The organism is Pseudomonas sp. FP2254, from assembly GCF_030687695.1.
GTDB classification, from domain to species: domain Bacteria; phylum Pseudomonadota; class Gammaproteobacteria; order Pseudomonadales; family Pseudomonadaceae; genus Aquipseudomonas; species Aquipseudomonas quebecensis.
Window position 1 is genome coordinate 4800933 of record NZ_CP117444.1, and the last position, 16849, is coordinate 4817781.

Below are 16849 nucleotides of genomic sequence, written 5' to 3' on the forward strand. Positions count from 1 at the left end.
CCCGGCCATGGCTTACAGGCGTGCCTGGCGCACCGCGCCGCTGCGCGACTTGGCCATCGCCGCCAGGCGTACCGCCACGTTGGCCGCGCCGTAGCCCACGTAACCGTTTTTGCGTTGGATGATTTCGAAGAAAAACCGCCCTTCGAACGGCTCGGTGTAGACGTGAAACAACTCACCGCCCTGAGCGTCGCGGTCGTACAGCACGTTGTAGTACGCCAGCTCGCTGAGGAACTCCTCATCAAAATCAAAGCGCGCCGCCAGGTCGTCGTAATAATTGAGCGGGATATCCAGCAGCGGCACACCGGCCTCTTTGGCCCGGCGTACCTCGGCGAAAATATCCGCACAGTCGAAGGCAATGTGATGCACCCCCGAGCCCCGATAGCTCGATAGCGCGTGGGAAATGGCCGTGTTGCGGTTCTCGGAAATATTCAGCGGCAGGCGGATCGAGCTGCAACGGCTGCGCAATGCGCGGCTTTTCACCAGGCCGTAGGGGTCGGGCAGCACCACTTCGTCATCGGCTTCGAAATCCAGCAGACTCTTGTAGAACAGTACCCAACTGTCGAGGCTGTCAGCCGGCAGGGCCATTGCCATATGGTCGATGCGCAGCAGGCCGCCGCTACAAGCCGTGTTCGCCTGCAGGTTGAAATCGGTGTCGTAGAGCCCGCCTTCGCTGGCGTCCACCAGGTAAATCAGGCTGCCGTCCGGCGCGCGCACCGCCGCCAGCTCCAGTTCGTTCGGCCCGACCAGGCCACGATAAGGCTGGCCTTTAAAGGCGACCGCGCGCTCCAACGCCTTGGCGCTGTCCTTGACCCGCAACGCCGTGGCGCACAGCGACGGCCCGTGGGCTTCGAAAAAGTTATGGGCGAAGGAATACGGCTCGCAATTGAGGATCAGGTTGATCTCACCCTGGCGCAACAGGCTGACGGCCTTGGAACGGTGCTGCCCGGCCTTGACGAAGCCAAGTCGCTCCAGCCAGTGGGAGAGCTTGGCGCCGAGGCTTTCATCCACGGCAAATTCGAGGAACTCGATGCCGTCGTACTCGCTGGCAGGCGGCGTTTCGAACAGGATATCCACCGGCGCGGCCGACTGTTCCTCGGCCAGGCGCTGGCGTGTTTTTTCCTCCAGGTACAGCAGCGAGCGCAACCCGTCGGCGGCATTGGCGCGGGTCGGCGCGGCGCGGAAACCATCGTTGAAGATTTCCAGGGACAGCGGCCCGGTGTAACCACTTTTGATAATCGGCGCCAGAAACCCGGCCAGGTCGAATTCGCCCTGCCCCGGGAAGCAGCGGAAATGCCGGCTCCATTCCAGCACATCCATGGCCAGGATGGGCGCATCGGCCATTTGCACGAAGAAGATCTTGTCGCCGGGGATCTGCGCGATAGCGCTTGGGTCGCCCTTGAGCGACAGGGTATGGAAGCTGTCGAGCAGCACGCCCAGGCTCGGATGATCGACTTGACGCACCAGGTTCCACACCTGCTGCCAGGTGTTCACATGCTTGCCCCAGGCCAGGGCTTCATAGCCAATGCGCAAGCCACGTTTGCCGGCGTGCTCGGCCAGCAGGCTCAAGTCATCCAGCAGAATGGATTCGTCGCCCACACAATCGGCCGAGGCATTGCTGCACACCAGCACCAGATCGGTGCCCAGTTCCTGCATCAGATCGAATTTACGCTCGGCCCGCTCCAGGTTGCGCGCCAGGCGCTCGCGACGGCAGCCTTCAAAGTCGCGAAACGGCTGGAACAAGGTGATGGCGATGCCGAGGTCGGCGCACATCTGCCGCACTTCCCGCGGGCTGCCGTCGTAATACAACAAGTCATTCTCGAAGATTTCCACCCCATCGAACCCAGCGGCGGCGATGGCGTCGAGCTTTTCCGGCAGGGTGCCGCTCAAGGAAACGGTAGCGATGGAACGTTGCATGGAAACTCCCCGCATTGGTTGTTTGTGGCAAATTATTCGCCCCCCGCCTACCGGCAGCAAATAAAATGTACGAACCGGTTAGTTTTTCGGGCGATTATCGAACACTATGCCGTGCAGCGAATTGACGATTTTTTAGGCGCTGCGCACCATCGATCACGCAACAAACGTTCACAAAAGACCCAGAACACACCATAAAAATTTCAAAAAACGGGTACGACCTCATGCCTTTGCAAAACTCCGTCCTGGCCGAGCGCCCAGGCATGCCGCACGCCGGCATCGGCAGCAAGATCCGCGGCGCCCTGGCCGTGGGCAAAACCCGCTGGGGCATGCTGGCCCTGGTGTTCTTCGCCACCACCCTGAACTACATCGACCGCGCCGCCCTGGGGGTGATGCAGCCGATCCTGGCCAAGGAAATGAGCTGGACGGCGATGGACTACGCCAACATCAACTTCTGGTTCCAGGTCGGCTACGCCATCGGGTTTGTGCTGCAGGGTCGCTTGATCGACCGCGTTGGCGTGAAACGCGTGTTCTTCTTCGCGGTATTGCTGTGGAGCCTGGCCACCGGCGCCCACGGCCTGGCCACCTCGGCCGTCGGCTTTATGGTTTGCCGCTTTATCCTCGGCCTGACCGAAGCCGCCAACTACCCGGCCTGCGTCAAAACCACCCGCCTGTGGTTCCCCGCCGGCGAGCGCGCAGTGGCCACCGGTATTTTCAATGCCGGCACCAACGTCGGCGCGATGATGACACCGATGCTGTTGCCGCTGATCCTGCACGTATGGGGCTGGCAGGCGGCGTTCCTGTGCATGTCGGCGCTGGGCGGCATCTGGCTGGTGTGCTGGGGCCTGAAGTACTACAACCCCGAAGAGCATCCGACGGTTAAACAATCCGAATTGGACTACGTACAACAACAAGCCGAACCGGAACAACCACGCGTGCCCTTCACCCGTATCCTGCGCATGCGCGGCACCTGGGCCTTTGCCCTGGCCTATTCGCTGACCGCGCCGGTGTTCTGGTTCTACCTGTACTGGCTGCCACCGTTCCTGAACCAGCAATACAACCTGGGCATCAACGTGACGCAGATGGGCATCCCACTGATCATTATTTATCTGACAGCCGACTTCGGGAGCGTGGGTGGGGGGATTCTCTCTTCGTTCCTGATCGGCCGAGGGATGAACTCGATCAAGGCGCGGCTGCTGTCGATGCTGCTGTTCGCCTGCTGCATCGTCGGCGTGATCATGGCGGCCGGCTCCAGCCAGCTGTGGGTGGCGGTGTTCGCCATCTCCCTGGCCATCGGTGCGCACCAGGCCTGGACCGCGAATATCTGGAGCCTGGTGATGGACTACACGCCCAAGCACATGATGAGCACGGTATTCGGCTTCGGCGGCATGTGCGCGGCCATCGGCGGCATGTTCATGACCCAGATCGTCGGCCATATCCTGACCGTGACCCACAACAACTACACCGTGTTGTTCACTCTGATCCCGGCGATGTACTTCATTGCGCTGGCCTGGATGTACTTCATGGCACCGCGCAAGATTCCCACCGTCGAGGTATGAATCATCGCCGCCGCTGCTGCCAGGCGGCGGCCAACCCGCTCATGCAGATCACCCCGATGCCGACCACCGTGGTCATGTCGGGGGTATGGGCAAACACCAGCCAGCCCAGCAACCCCGCGAACACGATCTGGCAATAGCCGAACGGCGCCAGCAAGGCAGGCGCCGCAAAGCGGAACGCCTGGGTCAGCATCAAGTGCGCCGTCATGCCACAGGTGCCCAGGGCCAGCATCATCACGCCGTGCCACAGGGTCGGCACCTGCCAGAAGAACGGCACCAGCGCACTCATCACCAGGGTATTGCACAACCCGGCAAAAAAGTTGCTGGTGGTGGGGGTGTCGTACTGGCTGAGGATGCGCGTCAGCAGTTGGTAAAAGCAGAAGAACATCGCTGAACACAACGGCAGCAGCACCGCCGGCGTGAACAGTTCACCGCCTGGGTGGATGATCACCAGCACGCCGATAAACCCGCAGATCACCGCCAGCCACTGGCCACGTGTCACATGCTCACCCAGCAGCGGCACCGACAGCGCAGTCACCAGGATCGGTGCAAGGAAGTTCACCGCCGTGGCCTCTGCCAGTGGGATGTAATGCAGCGCGGTGGTAAAGAACAGACTGGTGCCCAACAGGCACAAGGCCCGCACCACCTGCATCCCCGGTCGCTTACTGCGCAGCACGCGCAGACCCGATTGCGGCAGGAAGATCCCGGCCATCAGCACGGTATGCACCACGTACCGTGCCCACACCACCATCACGATCGGATAGAACCCGGCCAGGTATTTGGACAACGCGTCGTGGCTGGAAAACAGAAAGGTCGCCACCACAATCAGCAGGATGCCTTTGAACGGATGGTTGACGCCGGAAAGCGGGGTACTGACAGTCATGGAATTCTCTTGCGTGGCGGGCTTAACGCTGAGCACTGAACGAGGCCGCGCTCAACCCGGTAATCTAGCAGGCGGGCCGCAGCCTGCCCCAAGAGCATAACCAAACACCGGGCGAACAGCGCACTAAATCATGGGAATCGAGTCCAACCCTGCACGTTGCCTTCCAGCTGCACATTTTTTAATCAAGGCCTTGCCGCTATGAAAAAAACCTTCTTTGTTCTTTCCACCCTCGCCTTGCTCGCCGCCTGCAACCAGGAGGCCAGGCAAGCGCCCAAACCCGCGCCCGCGTCGGTGCAAGCCACGCTGGTGCCGCAGACTCCACCGACCGATAAATGGGTCGGCAAGTGGGTCGGCGTCGAAGGCCTGCACCTGACCATCGCCAAGGACGACAGCATTGGCCGCGGTCACTATCTTCTTACCATGCAGTACGGCCTCGACGCCGATGACAGCGGCACCTTCAAGGGTGAAGCGGCCGAAGATGGGATCGCCTTCAACCGCCCGGACGGTCCGCAGTTGCTGCGCGCCGGTGATGGCGCGGCGACCGGTCTCAAGTGGCTGGCGGACAAGAAAGACTGCCTGGTTGTGGTGACCGGCGAAGGGTATTGCCGCGATTAACGGCCATACTCATCTCAATATTTTGTAGGACCGTTCATCAAGAGGATTGCCCCATGCTATGGAAAAAAGGCCGACGCAGCGACAACGTGGTGGATGCCCGCGATGACAGTGGTGGCGGCGGCGGGATGCGCTTCGGCGGCGGCAAGGGCCTGAGCCTCACGGCGATTGTGCTGATCGTCGGTATCGGCTGGTTGACCGGCCAGGACCCGATGCAGATTCTCGGCCAGTTGACCGGTCAGATGGAGCAGGCACCGTCGGTCAGCACCCAGCCGCGTCAGGCGCCGCCGGCCAACGATGAGCAGGCCGATTTCGTCCGCGCGGTGCTGGGCGACACCGAAGACACCTGGGGCCAGGTGTTCAAGGAAAACGGCAAGACCTACCAGAACCCCAAGCTGATTCTGTTCCGTGGCCGGGTCAATTCCGCCTGCGGTGGCGCCACTTCGGCGAGCGGTCCGTTTTATTGCCCGGCCGACCAGCAGGTGTACCTGGACCTGGACTTCTTCCGGGAAATGTCCCAACGCTTCCAGGCCGCCGGCGATTTCGCCCAGGCCTATGTGATCGCCCACGAAGTCGGGCACCACGTGCAGACATTGCTCGGCATCTCGGCGAAGATCCAGGACGCGCGCCAGCAAGGCATGCAGATGCAGGGCGATGGCGGCCTGCTGGTGCGCCAGGAACTGCAGGCCGACTGTTTTGCCGGCGTGTGGGCCAACCGCGCACAAAAACGCTTGAACTGGCTGGAACCGGGCGACATCGAAGAGGCCCTGAATGCGGCCAACGCCATCGGCGATGACCGTTTGCAACAGCAAGGCCAGGGCCGCGTGGTGCCGGATTCGTTCACCCACGGCACCTCCGCGCAGCGGGTGCGCTGGTTCAAGACCGGCTTCGCCCAAGGCCAGATCAGCCAGTGCGACACCTTTAACGCCAAGAGCCTGTAAATGAATAAACGATCGGGATTGCTGCTGGGTATGTGGCTGGCCTGCTCTACCGCCGGGGCCGTCGAGCATGGGGTCAAGGTAGTCAGCCCCGATCGTTTCCAGCTGGAGACCGGTGCCTTAAGCCTTGGTGTAAGCCAGGACTGGCGCCAGCCGTTGCCACATGTCACCCGCGTGCTGATCGTCGTGCACGGTCGCCTGCGCAATGCGCAGACCTATCTGCACAGCGCCGAAGCCGCCGCCGAACAGGCGGGCCAGGCCGATACAACGCTGGTGATCGCCCCGCAGTTTCTCAACGAGGCCGATGCGCAGCGCAATCACTTGGACAATACGGTGCTGCGCTGGCAAGGCAATGACTGGATGGCCGGCGAGCCGTCGGTGGGGACCGATCACGTCAGCTCCTTCAGCGCGCTGGACCAACTGATCCAGCATCTGGGCGATCGCCGGTTGTTCCCGGCACTCAAGGACATCGTGGTCGCCGGTCATTCCGGCGGTGGCCAGGTGGTACAGCGCTTTGCGCTCCTCGGCGGCGATCATCCGACCTTGCATGACGAAGGCATCCGCCTGCGTTATGTGGTGGCCAATCCATCGTCCTACGCCTACTTCAGCCCGCAACGGCCCGTGCCGTTCGACGCGGCGGCCTGCCCTGGTTTCGACGACTGGAAGTACGGCCTGCAAAAACTGCCGGCGTACGCCAACGGCCAAAGCGCCGCGCAACTTGAGCAAACCTACGTGTCACGCAGCATCACGTATCTGCTCGGCCAACAAGACACCAACCCCAACCACCCCGCGCTGGATAAAGGCTGCGAGGCCGAGGCCCAGGGCGCCTATCGGCTGATTCGCGGGCGCAACTATTTTGACTACCTCAAACAACGCCATCCGCAGCTGCGCCAGGAACTGGTGGAAGTGCCAGGGGTGGGGCATAACGGCGATGGGATGCTCAGATCGCCCGAAGGCCAGAAAGTACTGTTTCCCCAGCTTTAACTGAACAAAACAGGCGCAACCTGTGGGAAGCGGCTAGCACCCGAGAGCCATAGGTATCCACGCAACCCTCACAGGCTGAAATAACTCTGTGGTGAACTCGGCTGTTTGTAGTGAGCCGGGCTTGTTGTGGTGACCTTGGCTTGCTGTGATGACCTGGCCTTGTTGTGGTGACCTAGACTTGTTGTGGTGACCTAGACTTGTTGTGGTGAGCGGGCTTGCCCCGCGCTGGGCTGCGAAGCAGCCCCATTCCAGGCGATGTGGTTTCAACTGACACTCCGAGGTGCCTGAGTTTGGGGCCGCTTCGCAGCCCAGCGCGGGGCAAGCCCGCTCACCACAAGAGCTTCATGTACTGACGTGATGTTTTCACTGAAGATAGGTAGATACCCATGCCCCGATAGCGGTGGGTCAGGCACCCAGCTGTTGCTGACTCACCGTCATCGGGGTAAGTCGAACCGTCACACCGCCCCTCCCACCTTTGATAGTCATTGCCTGGGCTGGATCATCCGGTGCAGTGCCGCGCAGTCTGCGGCATGCCAGTCCGCCAACTCGGGCCACGGGTTCTCCGGCAGGTTTACCAGCACGGTCCGGGTTCCCGCCGCACGGCCGCAATCGAGGTCGAAGCGGTAATCCCCGACCATCACCATTTCATCGGGCGATACCTGCCACGCCGCCGCCAATTTCAACAAACCACCCGGTTGCGGCTTGGGCGGCGCGTCTTCGCGGCCCAGCACGTCTTCCACGGCGAAGCAGTCGGCCAGGCCGATGGCCTGCAACGTGACATGGGCCAGCTCCCGCGCGTTGCGGGTCAGGATGCCCAGGCGATACCCGCGTGCGGACAACTCGCGCACCAGTTCCACCGCACCGTCGGCCGCCACCGAGCCCAGCGCCAGTTCACGCTCGTGCTCCAGCAACCAGGCATGCTTGGCCGCCGCCACCTCGGCGGGCAGTGCCGCCAGGTGGGTGAGAATATCGTCTTCGGGCGGGATCTCCAGCGCCACGCGGATCGCCGCAAAATCATGCACGGCCACCGTCAGGGTGCCATCCATGTCGAACACCCAGTGCTTAACGTCCGCCAGGCTCATGCCCAATCCTTGCGATGGCGGATCAGGCCTTCCTGGGTCACCGACGCCACCAGTTGCCCGGCGCGGTTGTACACGCTGCCACGGGAGAACCCCCGAGAGTTGCCGGCCCACGGGCTGTCCATGGCGTAGAGCAGCCAATCGTCGGCGCGCAGGTCGGCGTGGAACCACAGTGCGTGGTCGAGGCTGGCGACCTGCATGTCTTTCTGCCATACGGTCTTGCCATGGGGCAGCAATGAGGTGGTCAGCAGGCCGAAGTCGGAGGCGTAGGCGAGCAGGTATTTATGCAGCGCCGGCGCATCGGCCAGGGCGCCGTCGGCACGAAACCACACGTACTTGACCGGGTCGGACGGCTGGGGGTTGTACGGGTCTTTTTCGGTGACCGGGCGCACTTCGATCGGTTTGGCGCACAGCAGCTTGTCGCGCATGGGTTCGGGGATCAGGTGCGCGCGCTGGCGCGTCAGCTCCAGCTCCGATGGCAGATTCTCCGGGCCGACCACTACCGGCATGGTGGTCTGGTGCTCAAAGCCGACTTCGTCGTATTGGAACGAGGCGCTGCAGGTAAAAATCGGCTGGCCCTTCTGGATCGCCGTGACCCGGCGCGTGCTGAAGCTGCCGCCGTCGCGCACGCGGTCCACCGAGTACACCACCGGCAGCGCCGCATCGCCGGGGCGCAGAAAGTAACCGTGCAGGGAATGCACATGCCGCGCTTCTTCGACGGTCTGGCTGGCCGCCGACAACGACTGCCCGAGCACCTGACCACCGAACAACTGGCGAAAACCCAGGTCCTGGCTGCGGCCGCGAAAGAGGTTTTCCTCGATCGGCTCCAGGGTCAGCAGGTCCACCAGATCTTCCAATACTTGGCTCATAGAGCAACTCCTAAAAACGATAGGGCATTCCGGGCTGCTTATCCGTGCAGCGTGTCCAACCATTGGGCGCGGGTGATGCGGTACAAAACATGATGACGCAGCGGGTCGTCGGCTGCGACTTTGGGGTGTTCGAAATCGGCCTGCGGATCGTAATGCATACCGATGGCCTGCATGACTTTTTGTGAAGGCAGATTGGCTTCGGTGGTGAAGGCGACGATTTCATCCAGCTGCAAGCGGTCGAAACCACAACGCAAGGCGGCCCAGGCGGCCTCACTGGCGTAACCCAGGCCCCAATGCTCGCGCGCCAGGCGCCAGCCAATTTCCACCGCCGGGGTGAAGCCGGTTTCAAAGCTGACGTTCTGCAACCCGGTGAAGCCGATGAATTCGCCGCTGTCCTTGCGCTGCAAGGCCCAGAAACCGAAGCCGTATTCGGCGAAATGGCCACGGATGCGCCCGATCAAGGCGGCGCTTTCCAGGTGGCTCAGCCGGGCCGGGAAATAGCGCATCACCTGAGGGTCGTCGCACATGCTCGCAAATGCCTTGAGGTCTTTGTCGCGCCACTGGCGCAGCACCAGCCGCGCGCTTTCCAATTCCAGTATCGGCTCCATGGGGCCCCTCCCTTGCCATGTGCGTGAGTGTACAGCGCTGTTAAGATCAGTCGCAGATTCCCGTCAGAAAATTCCATGCCATTGCCACTGATCTACCACGATGACTACAGCCCGGAGTTCCCGGCGGACCACCGGTTCCCGATGGACAAATTCCGCCTGCTGCGTGACCACCTGGTGGCCAGCGGCCTGACCAAGGACAGCCAACTGCTGCGCCCGTCATTGTGCCCGCCGCAGATTCTGGCCCTGGCCCATGAACCTGGGTATATCGAACGCTACATGAGCGGCGAGTTGTCCCGCGAAGACCAACGGCGCCTCGGCCTGCCCTGGAGCGAAGCCCTGGCCCGGCGCACGGTGCGAGCGGTGGGCGGTTCGATCCTGGCCGCCGAGCAAGCATTGGAGCACGGCCTGGCCTGCCATCTGGCGGGCGGCACCCACCATGCCCATTACGATTACCCGGCAGGCTTTTGCATTTTCAATGACCTGGCGGTAATCAGCCGTTACCTGCTGGAAAGCGGCCGGGTCGACCGCGTGCTGATCTTCGATTGCGACGTGCACCAGGGCGACGGCACTGCGCGCATCCTGCACGACACCCCGGAAGCGATCACCGTGTCGCTGCACTGCGAAAAAAACTTCCCCGCGCGCAAGGCCCACAGCGACTGGGACATCCCACTGCCCATGGGCATGGGCGATGCCGACTATCTCAAAGTGGTCGATGACGCCCTCAACTACCTGTTGCCGCTGTATCAGCCCGACCTGGTGCTGTACGACGCCGGCGTAGATGTGCATAAGGATGACGCCCTCGGTTACCTCAAGCTGACAGACCAAGGCCTGGCCGACCGCGATGAACGCGTGATGCGTCACTGTCTGGGCCGCGACATTCCGGTGATGGGCGTGATCGGCGGCGGCTACAGCAAAGACCGCACGGCCCTGGCCCGCCGCCACGGCATCCTGCACCACAGCGCGCAGCGGGTGTGGACGTCATCAGGTTGTCATTGATTTGTGAGCGTTACCCACAATGGCTGTGGAACGGCCTGTGGATATCTTGAGCGTAAGCGGCTGAGAGCCAGTCTCTGCATAGCCTGTAGGAAGCTGTACATTTTTTGATCAGGCAGCGTCGCACTCCTCAGGTAGAATGCTCGGCTTATTTTTGCGATCGTAGCCCTGCCCATGCCCGACATTTCCTCTCGACACGCCACCATCATCGGCGGCGGCCCAGCCGGGCTGATGGCCGCCGAAGTCTTGAGCCTGGCCGGGGTGCATGTGGACCTCTACGATGGCATGCCCTCGGTGGGGCGCAAGTTCCTGCTGGCGGGCGTAGGCGGTATGAACATCACCCATTCCGAGGCGTACCCGGCCTTTGTGGCCCGCTACGCCGAGCGCGCCGCGCAAATGGCGCCCTTGCTGCGTGAGTTTGGTGCCCAAGCGTTGTGCGAGTGGATTCATGGCCTGGGTATTCAAACTTTTGTCGGCACCTCCGGCCGCGTATTTCCTACCGACCTGAAAGCCGCCCCGCTCTTACGTGCCTGGCTCAAGCGCCTGCGCGACCAAGGCGTGGTTATCCACACCCGCCATCGCTGGGTGGGCTGGAATGTCGAGGGCGATTTACTTATCCACAGCCCGGACGGCGAAACAGTTGTCCACAGCGAGGCCGTGCTGCTGGCCCTGGGCGGCGGCAGTTGGTCGCGCCTGGGTTCCGACGGCGCCTGGCTCAAGCTGCTGGAAGACAAAGGCGTGCCCTACGTCCGCCTGCAACCGAGCAACTGTGGTTTCGAGGTGTCGGCCTGGAGCGATTTGATGGTCAGCAAATTCGCCGGCGCGCCGTTGAAAAACGTCGCCATCGGCTTGGGGGACGACAAACCGCGGCTGGGCGAATGCGTGATCACCGCCACTGGTATCGAGGGCAGCTTGATCTATGCGTTGTCGGCGCCGATTCGGGAAGCGATCAACCGCGACGGCGCGGCCACCGTGCATATCGATTTGCTGCCGAGCAAACCGCTGGATAAGGTCCAGGCCGCCCTGACCAAGCCGCGTGGCTCGCGCTCGATAAGCAAGCATTTGCACAGCCAGTTGGGGGTGGATGGGGTGAAAGCCGCGCTGCTGCGCGAGTTGACGCCAGCCGATCACTTCCAGGATCCCGCGCAATTGGCGGTGGATATCAAGGCGTTACCCCTGACGCTGGTGAAAACCCGGCCAATGGATGAAGCCATCAGCACCGCAGGCGGCGTGCCCTTTGAAGCGTTGGATGAGCGCTTGATGCTCAAGCAATTGCCGGGGGTGTTTTGTGCGGGCGAGATGCTGGATTGGGAAGCGCCGACCGGCGGGTATTTGCTGACGGGGTGCTTTGCCAGTGGTCGAGCAGCTGGGCGGGGCATGCTGGAATGGTTGAACCGCTGATCGTTCCCACGCTCCGCGTGGTAATGCCGCCAGGGACGCTCCGCGTCCCGCTGTAGAGTCGTGACGCAGAGCGTCACAGGATGCATTCCCACGCAGAGCGTGGGAACGATCATTTACTTCTTCTTACGCGGCCCGGTATTAAACACCGGCACCTTGCGCACCGGCTTGATCGACGGCTCCACCGGCGCCGCGTCCCCACTGTCCACCCACTTGCCCAGATTGCGCTTGCCGCCACCACCGGACGCTTTGGGCTTCTTCGGTTTTTTCGGCTTCTTCACCACTTGCCCGCTGGCATCGGTATCCGGCACCCGGTGCTCGGGCTCAAAGTCCGGCTCGGTTTTGCGCGTGAGGGTCTGACGGGTCAGCATCTCGATGGCCGACAGCATGTTCACTTCATCGGCACACACCAGGGAAATCGCCTCACCGGTGTTGCCCGCGCGGCCGGTGCGGCCGATACGGTGGATGTAGTCCTCGGCCACGATCGGCAGGTCGAAGTTGACCACCAGCGGCAGGTCTTCAATGTCCAGGCCACGGGCCGCCACATCGGTGGCCACCAGGATCTGCACATCGCTGGACTTGAAGCGGTCCAGCGCGCGTTGGCGCGTAGCCTGGGGTTTGTCGCCATGGATGCCGTCGGCATTGATGCCCAGGCCCTGCAGCTTGTCCACCAGCGCATCCACGCCGTTGCGGGTCTTGGCGAACACCAGCACCTGCTTCCAGCGGCCTTTGCGCATCAGGTGCACAAACAGCTCCGGCTTGCGCTTCTTGTCCACCGGCACTACCCATTGCTTGACGGTGTTGGCGGCGACGTTACGCGGGCTGACTTCGATGCTCAGCGGGTCGTTGAGCATCTGCCCGGCCAGCAGGCGGATGTCATCGGAGAAGGTCGCCGAAAACAACAGGGTCTGGCGCTTTTTCGGCAGCATGCGGTAGATGTTCGCCAGTTCTTCGGAGAAGCCCAGGTCGAGCATGCGATCCGCTTCGTCCAGCACCAGGGTCTGCAGCTGATTGAGCTTCAGCGCGTTCTGGCGGAACAGATCGATCAAGCGGCCAGGGGTGGCGACCAGGATGTCGACGCCCTTGCGCAGCTTCATCATTTGCGGGTTGATGCTCACGCCGCCGTACACCGCGTAGGTGGTCAGCGGCAGGTGTTGCGCATATTCGGCGACGCTGGCGTGGACCTGCTCGGCCAGCTCACGGGTTGGGCACAGGATCAGCGCGCGTGCCGAGTTGGCGGCGACTTTCGGCCCTTCCAGGGTCAGCAATTGCAGCAACGGCACGGCGAAGCCGGCGGTCTTGCCGGTGCCGGTCTGGGCGGCGGCCATCAGGTCGCGACCGGCCAGCACCGCCGGAATGGCTTGCGCCTGCACCGGCGTCGGGGTCTGGTAGCCGAGCGTCTCAAGGGCGCGCAGCAAGGGTTCGATCAGGCCAAGGGTGGCGAAAGTCATGTAGTTACCGTAGGAAAAATCAACGCAAGGTCGCAATGCGCGGCAGTTTACCTTATTTCCGGCTTGGGCTTGCGCCACTGGGGCAGGCTGATCAACAGCACCGCGCTGATAATCACCAGCATGGCCAGGGCTTCTTCCAGGCCGATGGTTTCACCGACGAACACAATCCCCAGCAACACCGCCACCGCCGGGTTGACGTAGGCGTAACTGGTCGCCGCTGCCGGGCGCACGTGCTTGAGCAGGTACATATAGGCGTTGAAGGCGATGATCGAGCCGAATACGGTCAAGTAAGCCAGGGCCAGCCAGCCTTCCAACGGAGGCATCGCCTGCAGGTGCTCGCCGGACAGCGCACTGACGATCAACAACGCCACACCGGCCACCAGCATTTCCGCGGCACTGGCCATGGCGCCCTGGGGCAACGGCAACTGCCGGCTCCACACCGAGCCGAACGCCCATGACGCCGCCGCAAACAGCAACAACGCGGCCCCTATCGGACTCGACTGCAGGGTGTTGCCCATGTTGAGCATGGCGATGCCGACGATCCCCAGGATCACCCCGGCCCATTCCAGTCGCGTATTACGCGCGCCCCAGAAGTACCCGCACAGCAGGGTGAACAGCGGCACCGTCGCTACCGCCAGCGCCGCCACACCGGACGACACGCCGGTGTGCTCGGCCACGCTGACGCCGCCATTGCCGAAGGTGAGCAGCAAAATGCCGATCATCCCGGCGGCTTTCCACTGCTTCCAGGTCGGCGCCGGCACCCCACGCCATCTGAGGTAGCCATACATCAACGCCCCCGCCGTGCAAAACCGAATCCCCGCTAGCAACAGCGGCGGCCAATATTCGACGCCGATGCGGATCACCAGGTAGGTGGAACCCCAGATCACATATAAAGCAAAGAAGGCAGCGATCAACGGTAAGGGAAAGCGACGTGGGCCAGGCATGGGGCGGCTCTATGACGGAAACGGGAGGCTTATTCTAGAAAGGCAGGCGGATAAAAATAAGTTACAAAACCTGTTTAAACGGCCCATACACTTTTCAAAACAGGGTTATGGGGGCTATAAGCTTTGTTTTCGAAAGCAACCGGTGATTGGAGCCTTTCTATGGACAAATACGACCGCATGCTCCTCAACGCCCTGCTTGAAGACGGCCGCGCGTCCTACGCACAACTGGCGCGCATCGTTAACCTCTCCGCCCCGGCCGTGGCCGAACGCGTGGCCAAGCTGGAGGCCAGCGGGGTAATCACCGGCTATCAGGCCAAGGTGGACCTGTCCAAAGTGGGCTTACCGATTCAATGCGTGATTGAACTGCGCCTGACCCACCACGGTAATCAAAAGGTCTACGACGCCCTCGCCGAAATCCCCGAACTGACCGAGTGCCACCGCGTCACCGGCGACCCCTGCGTGATCATGCAGGCGGCGGTGGGGTCGATGCAGGAGCTGGAAAACCTGATCAACCGGATTGCAAAGTTTGGGTTCAGCAAGACCTCGATCATCCTATCGAGCGCGATAGAACGGCGAGTGCCGTTGGGGCAATTGGAAGGTAATGGGAAAACGCTTGGCTGATAGATCGCCATCGGGGGCAAGCCCCCTCCCACAGTTTTGACCGCGTTGACTGCGCCAATCCGAAGGTAAACACAGATCCAATGTGGGAGGGGGCTTGCCCCCGATGGCGTCAGTGGCCGCACCGCAAATTCGAGCGCTCAACGATCGCGACGCCGTCAGAATGCTTGGATGGCCAGCAAGACTGATCCCTTTCATTTGCGGGACGTTTCCGAGAGAATCCCACCGTCTTGTTTCCGTCGGATCAGGTAGCTAGTCTCGCCCAGTCATCGAGTTTTCGGTGACCGGACGTGCAAGTCCGATGGCAAGCGAGATCACAAATCAACCTACAGCTTTACGCCTAGTCTCAGGCTTTCAATATGCCCGTTATGGCGGCTGTGCGTGGGAGACCTTCGGGTCTGCTGGGTTTACTTCTTGCCCCGGTCTTGCACACCTACGTACAGTTGCCACCCCATTCGCGTGCAAGCGAACGGTGTCGACTTCTTCCAGCAAGGAGTTCAACCATGGTCAAAGTCACGCCCGATCCACCCCACTTTCCCAGCGAAGACGCCCTGCTCCACCGCCGCGCCATCGACTACTACCTCAAAGCCAGCGCCCCCGATGCGCCCACTTTTACCCTGAACGACAACCTGAGCCTCGAAGACGCCCTCGCCCACGCGGCGGATTTGTTGCACTGCGCGGTGGGCACTGCACATTCGTCGGGGGAAGCGATGGATGTGCAGCAGCGGGCGGTGATGCATTTGGTGGAGATGGCAAAGGGAGTGGTGGATCAGGCTCTGGAGTGTGTGCAGCCTCGATGAACGACACATAACTAATGTGGGAGGGGGCTTGCCCCCGATAGCGGTGGACCGGTCAGCTAATCTGTGACTGACAGATTGCCATCGGGGGCAAGCCCCCTCCCACAGTTTTGACCGCGTTGACTGCGCCAATCCGAAGGTAAACACAGATCCAATGTGGGAGGGGGCTTGCCCCCGATGGCGTCAGTGGTCGCACTGCAAATTCGCGCGCTCAACGATCAAGTCGACTATCTGCTTGATGGTAGTGATGTGATCCCAATCCTCCTGCGTCGCCTGCAAGTTGAATTGCCACTTGATCTGCATGACAAAGCAGGTCAAATCATCATCAATAATCTTGAAGTCATGGATGAAGTCCGTTTGCTCCGTGACCTGGCTTCGGTCGATAAAGCCGATGATATCGACGAATAGCTGAATTACCTTTTCGCTGATCTCGGTTCTAGTCGGGCTACCTTCCATTTCTGGCCTCATAGGCGCACTTACCAATACTGATTAGATCAAAAACAGCTAACCCCGCAGCTACGAACGGAATGCCCCGTCCAATAATGCCAAATACTAGGACGGTGCCAAACGTTGCTTTCGCCATTCTGGCCACCGTGGGTTGCCTGATCAATGTACGGGGGAAAAAGCGCATGCCAATAAAACTCGCCAAGTTCGTCGTTTTGCTGGAGCCAACATGAACCCAAGTGCCCACGGCCATTTTGCTGATAGGTATGCCCGCGGCACCAGTGAGAACCGTTGCGGCCGTCAAGCCGTAGTGTTGCTGTGTGCATTTCCAGAGTTCGTCAAACGTGGTGCTCGGCACCGAGGAGTCAGCATGCACGGGCTTGAGGAGCTGGTAACTGGCGCCATGGGTCCAGCTTGGCGAACCAGGTAAAACCATGACTGCCGGGCAGCTTGTCATCGCGTTTCCCAAATGAAACGCCACGTTTGAAGTTGAGCCGAAATCGATGCCGTTACGCTGGAGTTCAAACTGGCTTCGCATGATTGCTGTGTGAAGATCGCTTTCCTGCATGACGTAGTCCCTGTACGTAAATGACAGCAGGGATCTTAGGTCGCAGCGAAGGGCTATAGACGGGAGACGGGAAAATCCAGAAAAGTCCGACATGACAGCAAGTCTAAGCTTACTGACTATTCAGAAAGCAAATAAACGCCCCGAAAAAGAGCTGTTGTTTCAAAGGCCAGCAAGACCGATCCCTTTCATTTGCGGG

General features: G+C 61.4%; 17 protein-coding genes. 8 read left to right on the top strand and 9 right to left on the bottom strand.

All coding sequences use genetic code 11. The annotated features are described in order from the left end of the window. Nucleotides 1-12 precede the first annotated feature (12 nt). Nucleotides 13-1914: a 3-dehydroshikimate dehydratase QuiC gene (gene quiC, locus PSH94_RS22075; RefSeq protein ID WP_266246872.1), complete on the bottom strand. Its 1902-nt coding sequence runs from the start codon at nt 1912-1914 to the stop codon at nt 13-15. Between the two features lie 221 nt (nt 1915-2135). Here quiC and PSH94_RS22080 point away from each other — a divergent pair, with 221 nt between their 5' ends. Further along, on the top strand, nt 2136-3470 hold the full coding sequence (locus PSH94_RS22080; protein WP_181079799.1) for an MFS transporter: 1335 nt from the start codon (nt 2136-2138) through the stop codon (nt 3468-3470). Nucleotide 3471: 1 nt separating this feature from the next. On the opposite strand, the gene PSH94_RS22085 is transcribed toward PSH94_RS22080, so the two are convergent. Further along, nucleotides 3472-4350, bottom strand: coding sequence for a DMT family transporter (locus tag PSH94_RS22085; protein ID WP_034139389.1), 879 nt, complete (start codon nt 4348-4350; stop codon nt 3472-3474). 198 nt (nt 4351-4548) lie between these two features. On the opposite strand from PSH94_RS22085, the gene PSH94_RS22090 reads away from it, so the two are divergent. Genes PSH94_RS22090 through PSH94_RS22100 form a run of 3 tightly spaced genes read left to right on the top strand, consistent with a single transcriptional unit; the run spans nt 4549 to nt 6884 of the window. Beyond that, complete coding sequence (locus PSH94_RS22090) at nt 4549-4965, top strand: membrane lipoprotein lipid attachment site-containing protein (protein ID WP_181079800.1); 417 nt, start codon at nt 4549-4551, stop codon at nt 4963-4965. Nucleotides 4966-5018: 53 nt separating this feature from the next. Then, entirely contained in the window at nt 5019-5903 is an 885-nt protein-coding gene (locus PSH94_RS22095) for a neutral zinc metallopeptidase (protein WP_305435801.1), read from the top strand. Continuing rightward, complete coding sequence (locus PSH94_RS22100) at nt 5904-6884, top strand: alpha/beta hydrolase (protein WP_305435802.1); 981 nt, start codon at nt 5904-5906, stop codon at nt 6882-6884. It abuts the gene before it with no gap. A 482-nt stretch (nt 6885-7366) separates the two neighbouring features. Here PSH94_RS22100 and PSH94_RS22105 read toward each other — a convergent pair whose 3' ends face one another. From PSH94_RS22105 to PSH94_RS22115, 3 genes are read right to left on the bottom strand one after another with little or no spacing between them, the layout of a single operon-like run. Continuing rightward, nucleotides 7367-7966: an HAD family hydrolase gene (locus PSH94_RS22105; protein WP_181079803.1), complete on the bottom strand. Its 600-nt coding sequence runs from the start codon at nt 7964-7966 to the stop codon at nt 7367-7369. Beyond that, nucleotides 7963-8832, bottom strand: a complete 870-nt coding sequence (tesB, locus tag PSH94_RS22110; protein WP_181079804.1) for an acyl-CoA thioesterase II — start codon at nt 8830-8832, stop codon at nt 7963-7965. Before tesB ends, PSH94_RS22105 begins: the two co-directional genes overlap by 4 nt. A 38-nt stretch (nt 8833-8870) precedes the next feature. After that, nucleotides 8871-9440: a GNAT family N-acetyltransferase gene (locus PSH94_RS22115; protein ID WP_181079805.1), complete on the bottom strand. Its 570-nt coding sequence runs from the start codon at nt 9438-9440 to the stop codon at nt 8871-8873. Nucleotides 9441-9515: 75 nt separating this feature from the next. Between PSH94_RS22115 and PSH94_RS22120 the strand changes: the two genes are divergently transcribed. Together PSH94_RS22120 and PSH94_RS22125 are read left to right on the top strand one after the other, a co-directional pair. Further along, on the top strand, nt 9516-10436 hold the full coding sequence (locus PSH94_RS22120) for a histone deacetylase (protein WP_181079806.1): 921 nt from the start codon (nt 9516-9518) through the stop codon (nt 10434-10436). 171 nt (nt 10437-10607) lie between these two features. Further along, on the top strand, nt 10608-11834 hold the full coding sequence (locus PSH94_RS22125) for a TIGR03862 family flavoprotein (protein ID WP_305435807.1): 1227 nt from the start codon (nt 10608-10610) through the stop codon (nt 11832-11834). Between the two features lie 113 nt (nt 11835-11947). On the opposite strand, the gene PSH94_RS22130 is transcribed toward PSH94_RS22125, so the two are convergent. Both PSH94_RS22130 and yedA read right to left on the bottom strand, forming a co-directional pair. Next, nucleotides 11948-13282 (bottom strand): DEAD/DEAH box helicase, encoded by a 1335-nt coding sequence (locus PSH94_RS22130; RefSeq protein ID WP_181079808.1) that lies wholly within the window; start codon nt 13280-13282, stop codon nt 11948-11950. 47 nt (nt 13283-13329) lie between these two features. Beyond that, a complete protein-coding gene (gene yedA, locus PSH94_RS22135) occupies nt 13330-14226 on the bottom strand; it encodes a drug/metabolite exporter YedA (protein ID WP_266246886.1) in 897 nt (298 codons plus the stop codon). 159 nt (nt 14227-14385) lie between these two features. Here yedA and PSH94_RS22140 point away from each other — a divergent pair, with 159 nt between their 5' ends. Then, nucleotides 14386-14847, top strand: a complete 462-nt coding sequence (locus PSH94_RS22140; protein ID WP_034100874.1) for an Lrp/AsnC family transcriptional regulator — start codon at nt 14386-14388, stop codon at nt 14845-14847. A gap of 500 nt (nt 14848-15347) precedes the next feature. Next, the gene (locus PSH94_RS22145) at nt 15348-15644 is read left to right on the top strand and encodes a DUF3077 domain-containing protein (protein WP_181079810.1); all 297 of its coding nucleotides are present in this window, start codon (nt 15348-15350) and stop codon (nt 15642-15644) included. Nucleotides 15645-15824: 180 nt separating this feature from the next. Here the strand turns inward: PSH94_RS22145 and PSH94_RS22150 are convergent, their stop codons facing one another. Continuing rightward, nucleotides 15825-16097 carry an acyl carrier protein gene (locus PSH94_RS22150; protein WP_305435809.1) on the bottom strand — a complete coding sequence of 91 codons (273 nt, stop codon included), beginning with the start codon at nt 16095-16097 and terminating at the stop codon, nt 15825-15827. Continuing rightward, nucleotides 16087-16653, bottom strand: a complete 567-nt coding sequence (locus PSH94_RS22155) for a hypothetical protein (RefSeq protein ID WP_305435811.1) — start codon at nt 16651-16653, stop codon at nt 16087-16089. The genes PSH94_RS22150 and PSH94_RS22155 overlap by 11 nt, the downstream gene beginning before the upstream one ends. Nucleotides 16654-16849 lie beyond the last annotated feature (196 nt).

Bases quoted from the DNA above. Each gene is read 5' to 3' on its own strand.
- PSH94_RS22085 (WP_034139389.1), bottom strand. From the start codon at position 4,350: ATGACTGTCAGTACCCCGCTTTCCGGCGTCAACCATCCGTTCAAAGGC.
- PSH94_RS22115 (WP_181079805.1), bottom strand. From the start codon at position 9,440: ATGGAGCCGATACTGGAATTGGAAAGCGCGCGGCTGGTGCTGCGCCAG.
- PSH94_RS22155 (WP_305435811.1), bottom strand. From the start codon at position 16,653: ATGCAGGAAAGCGATCTTCACACAGCAATCATGCGAAGCCAGTTTGAA.
- PSH94_RS22145 (WP_181079810.1), top strand. From the start codon at position 15,348: ATGGTCAAAGTCACGCCCGATCCACCCCACTTTCCCAGCGAAGACGCC.
- quiC (WP_266246872.1), bottom strand. From the start codon at position 1,914: ATGCAACGTTCCATCGCTACCGTTTCCTTGAGCGGCACCCTGCCGGAA.
- PSH94_RS22090 (WP_181079800.1), top strand. From the start codon at position 4,549: ATGAAAAAAACCTTCTTTGTTCTTTCCACCCTCGCCTTGCTCGCCGCC.
- PSH94_RS22150 (WP_305435809.1), bottom strand. From the start codon at position 16,097: ATGGAAGGTAGCCCGACTAGAACCGAGATCAGCGAAAAGGTAATTCAG.
- yedA (WP_266246886.1), bottom strand. From the start codon at position 14,226: ATGCCTGGCCCACGTCGCTTTCCCTTACCGTTGATCGCTGCCTTCTTT.
- PSH94_RS22100 (WP_305435802.1), top strand. From the start codon at position 5,904: ATGAATAAACGATCGGGATTGCTGCTGGGTATGTGGCTGGCCTGCTCT.
- PSH94_RS22095 (WP_305435801.1), top strand. From the start codon at position 5,019: ATGCTATGGAAAAAAGGCCGACGCAGCGACAACGTGGTGGATGCCCGC.
- PSH94_RS22120 (WP_181079806.1), top strand. From the start codon at position 9,516: ATGCCATTGCCACTGATCTACCACGATGACTACAGCCCGGAGTTCCCG.
- PSH94_RS22130 (WP_181079808.1), bottom strand. From the start codon at position 13,282: ATGACTTTCGCCACCCTTGGCCTGATCGAACCCTTGCTGCGCGCCCTT.
- PSH94_RS22105 (WP_181079803.1), bottom strand. From the start codon at position 7,966: ATGAGCCTGGCGGACGTTAAGCACTGGGTGTTCGACATGGATGGCACC.
- tesB (WP_181079804.1), bottom strand. From the start codon at position 8,832: ATGAGCCAAGTATTGGAAGATCTGGTGGACCTGCTGACCCTGGAGCCG.
- PSH94_RS22080 (WP_181079799.1), top strand. From the start codon at position 2,136: ATGCCTTTGCAAAACTCCGTCCTGGCCGAGCGCCCAGGCATGCCGCAC.
- PSH94_RS22140 (WP_034100874.1), top strand. From the start codon at position 14,386: ATGGACAAATACGACCGCATGCTCCTCAACGCCCTGCTTGAAGACGGC.
- PSH94_RS22125 (WP_305435807.1), top strand. From the start codon at position 10,608: ATGCCCGACATTTCCTCTCGACACGCCACCATCATCGGCGGCGGCCCA.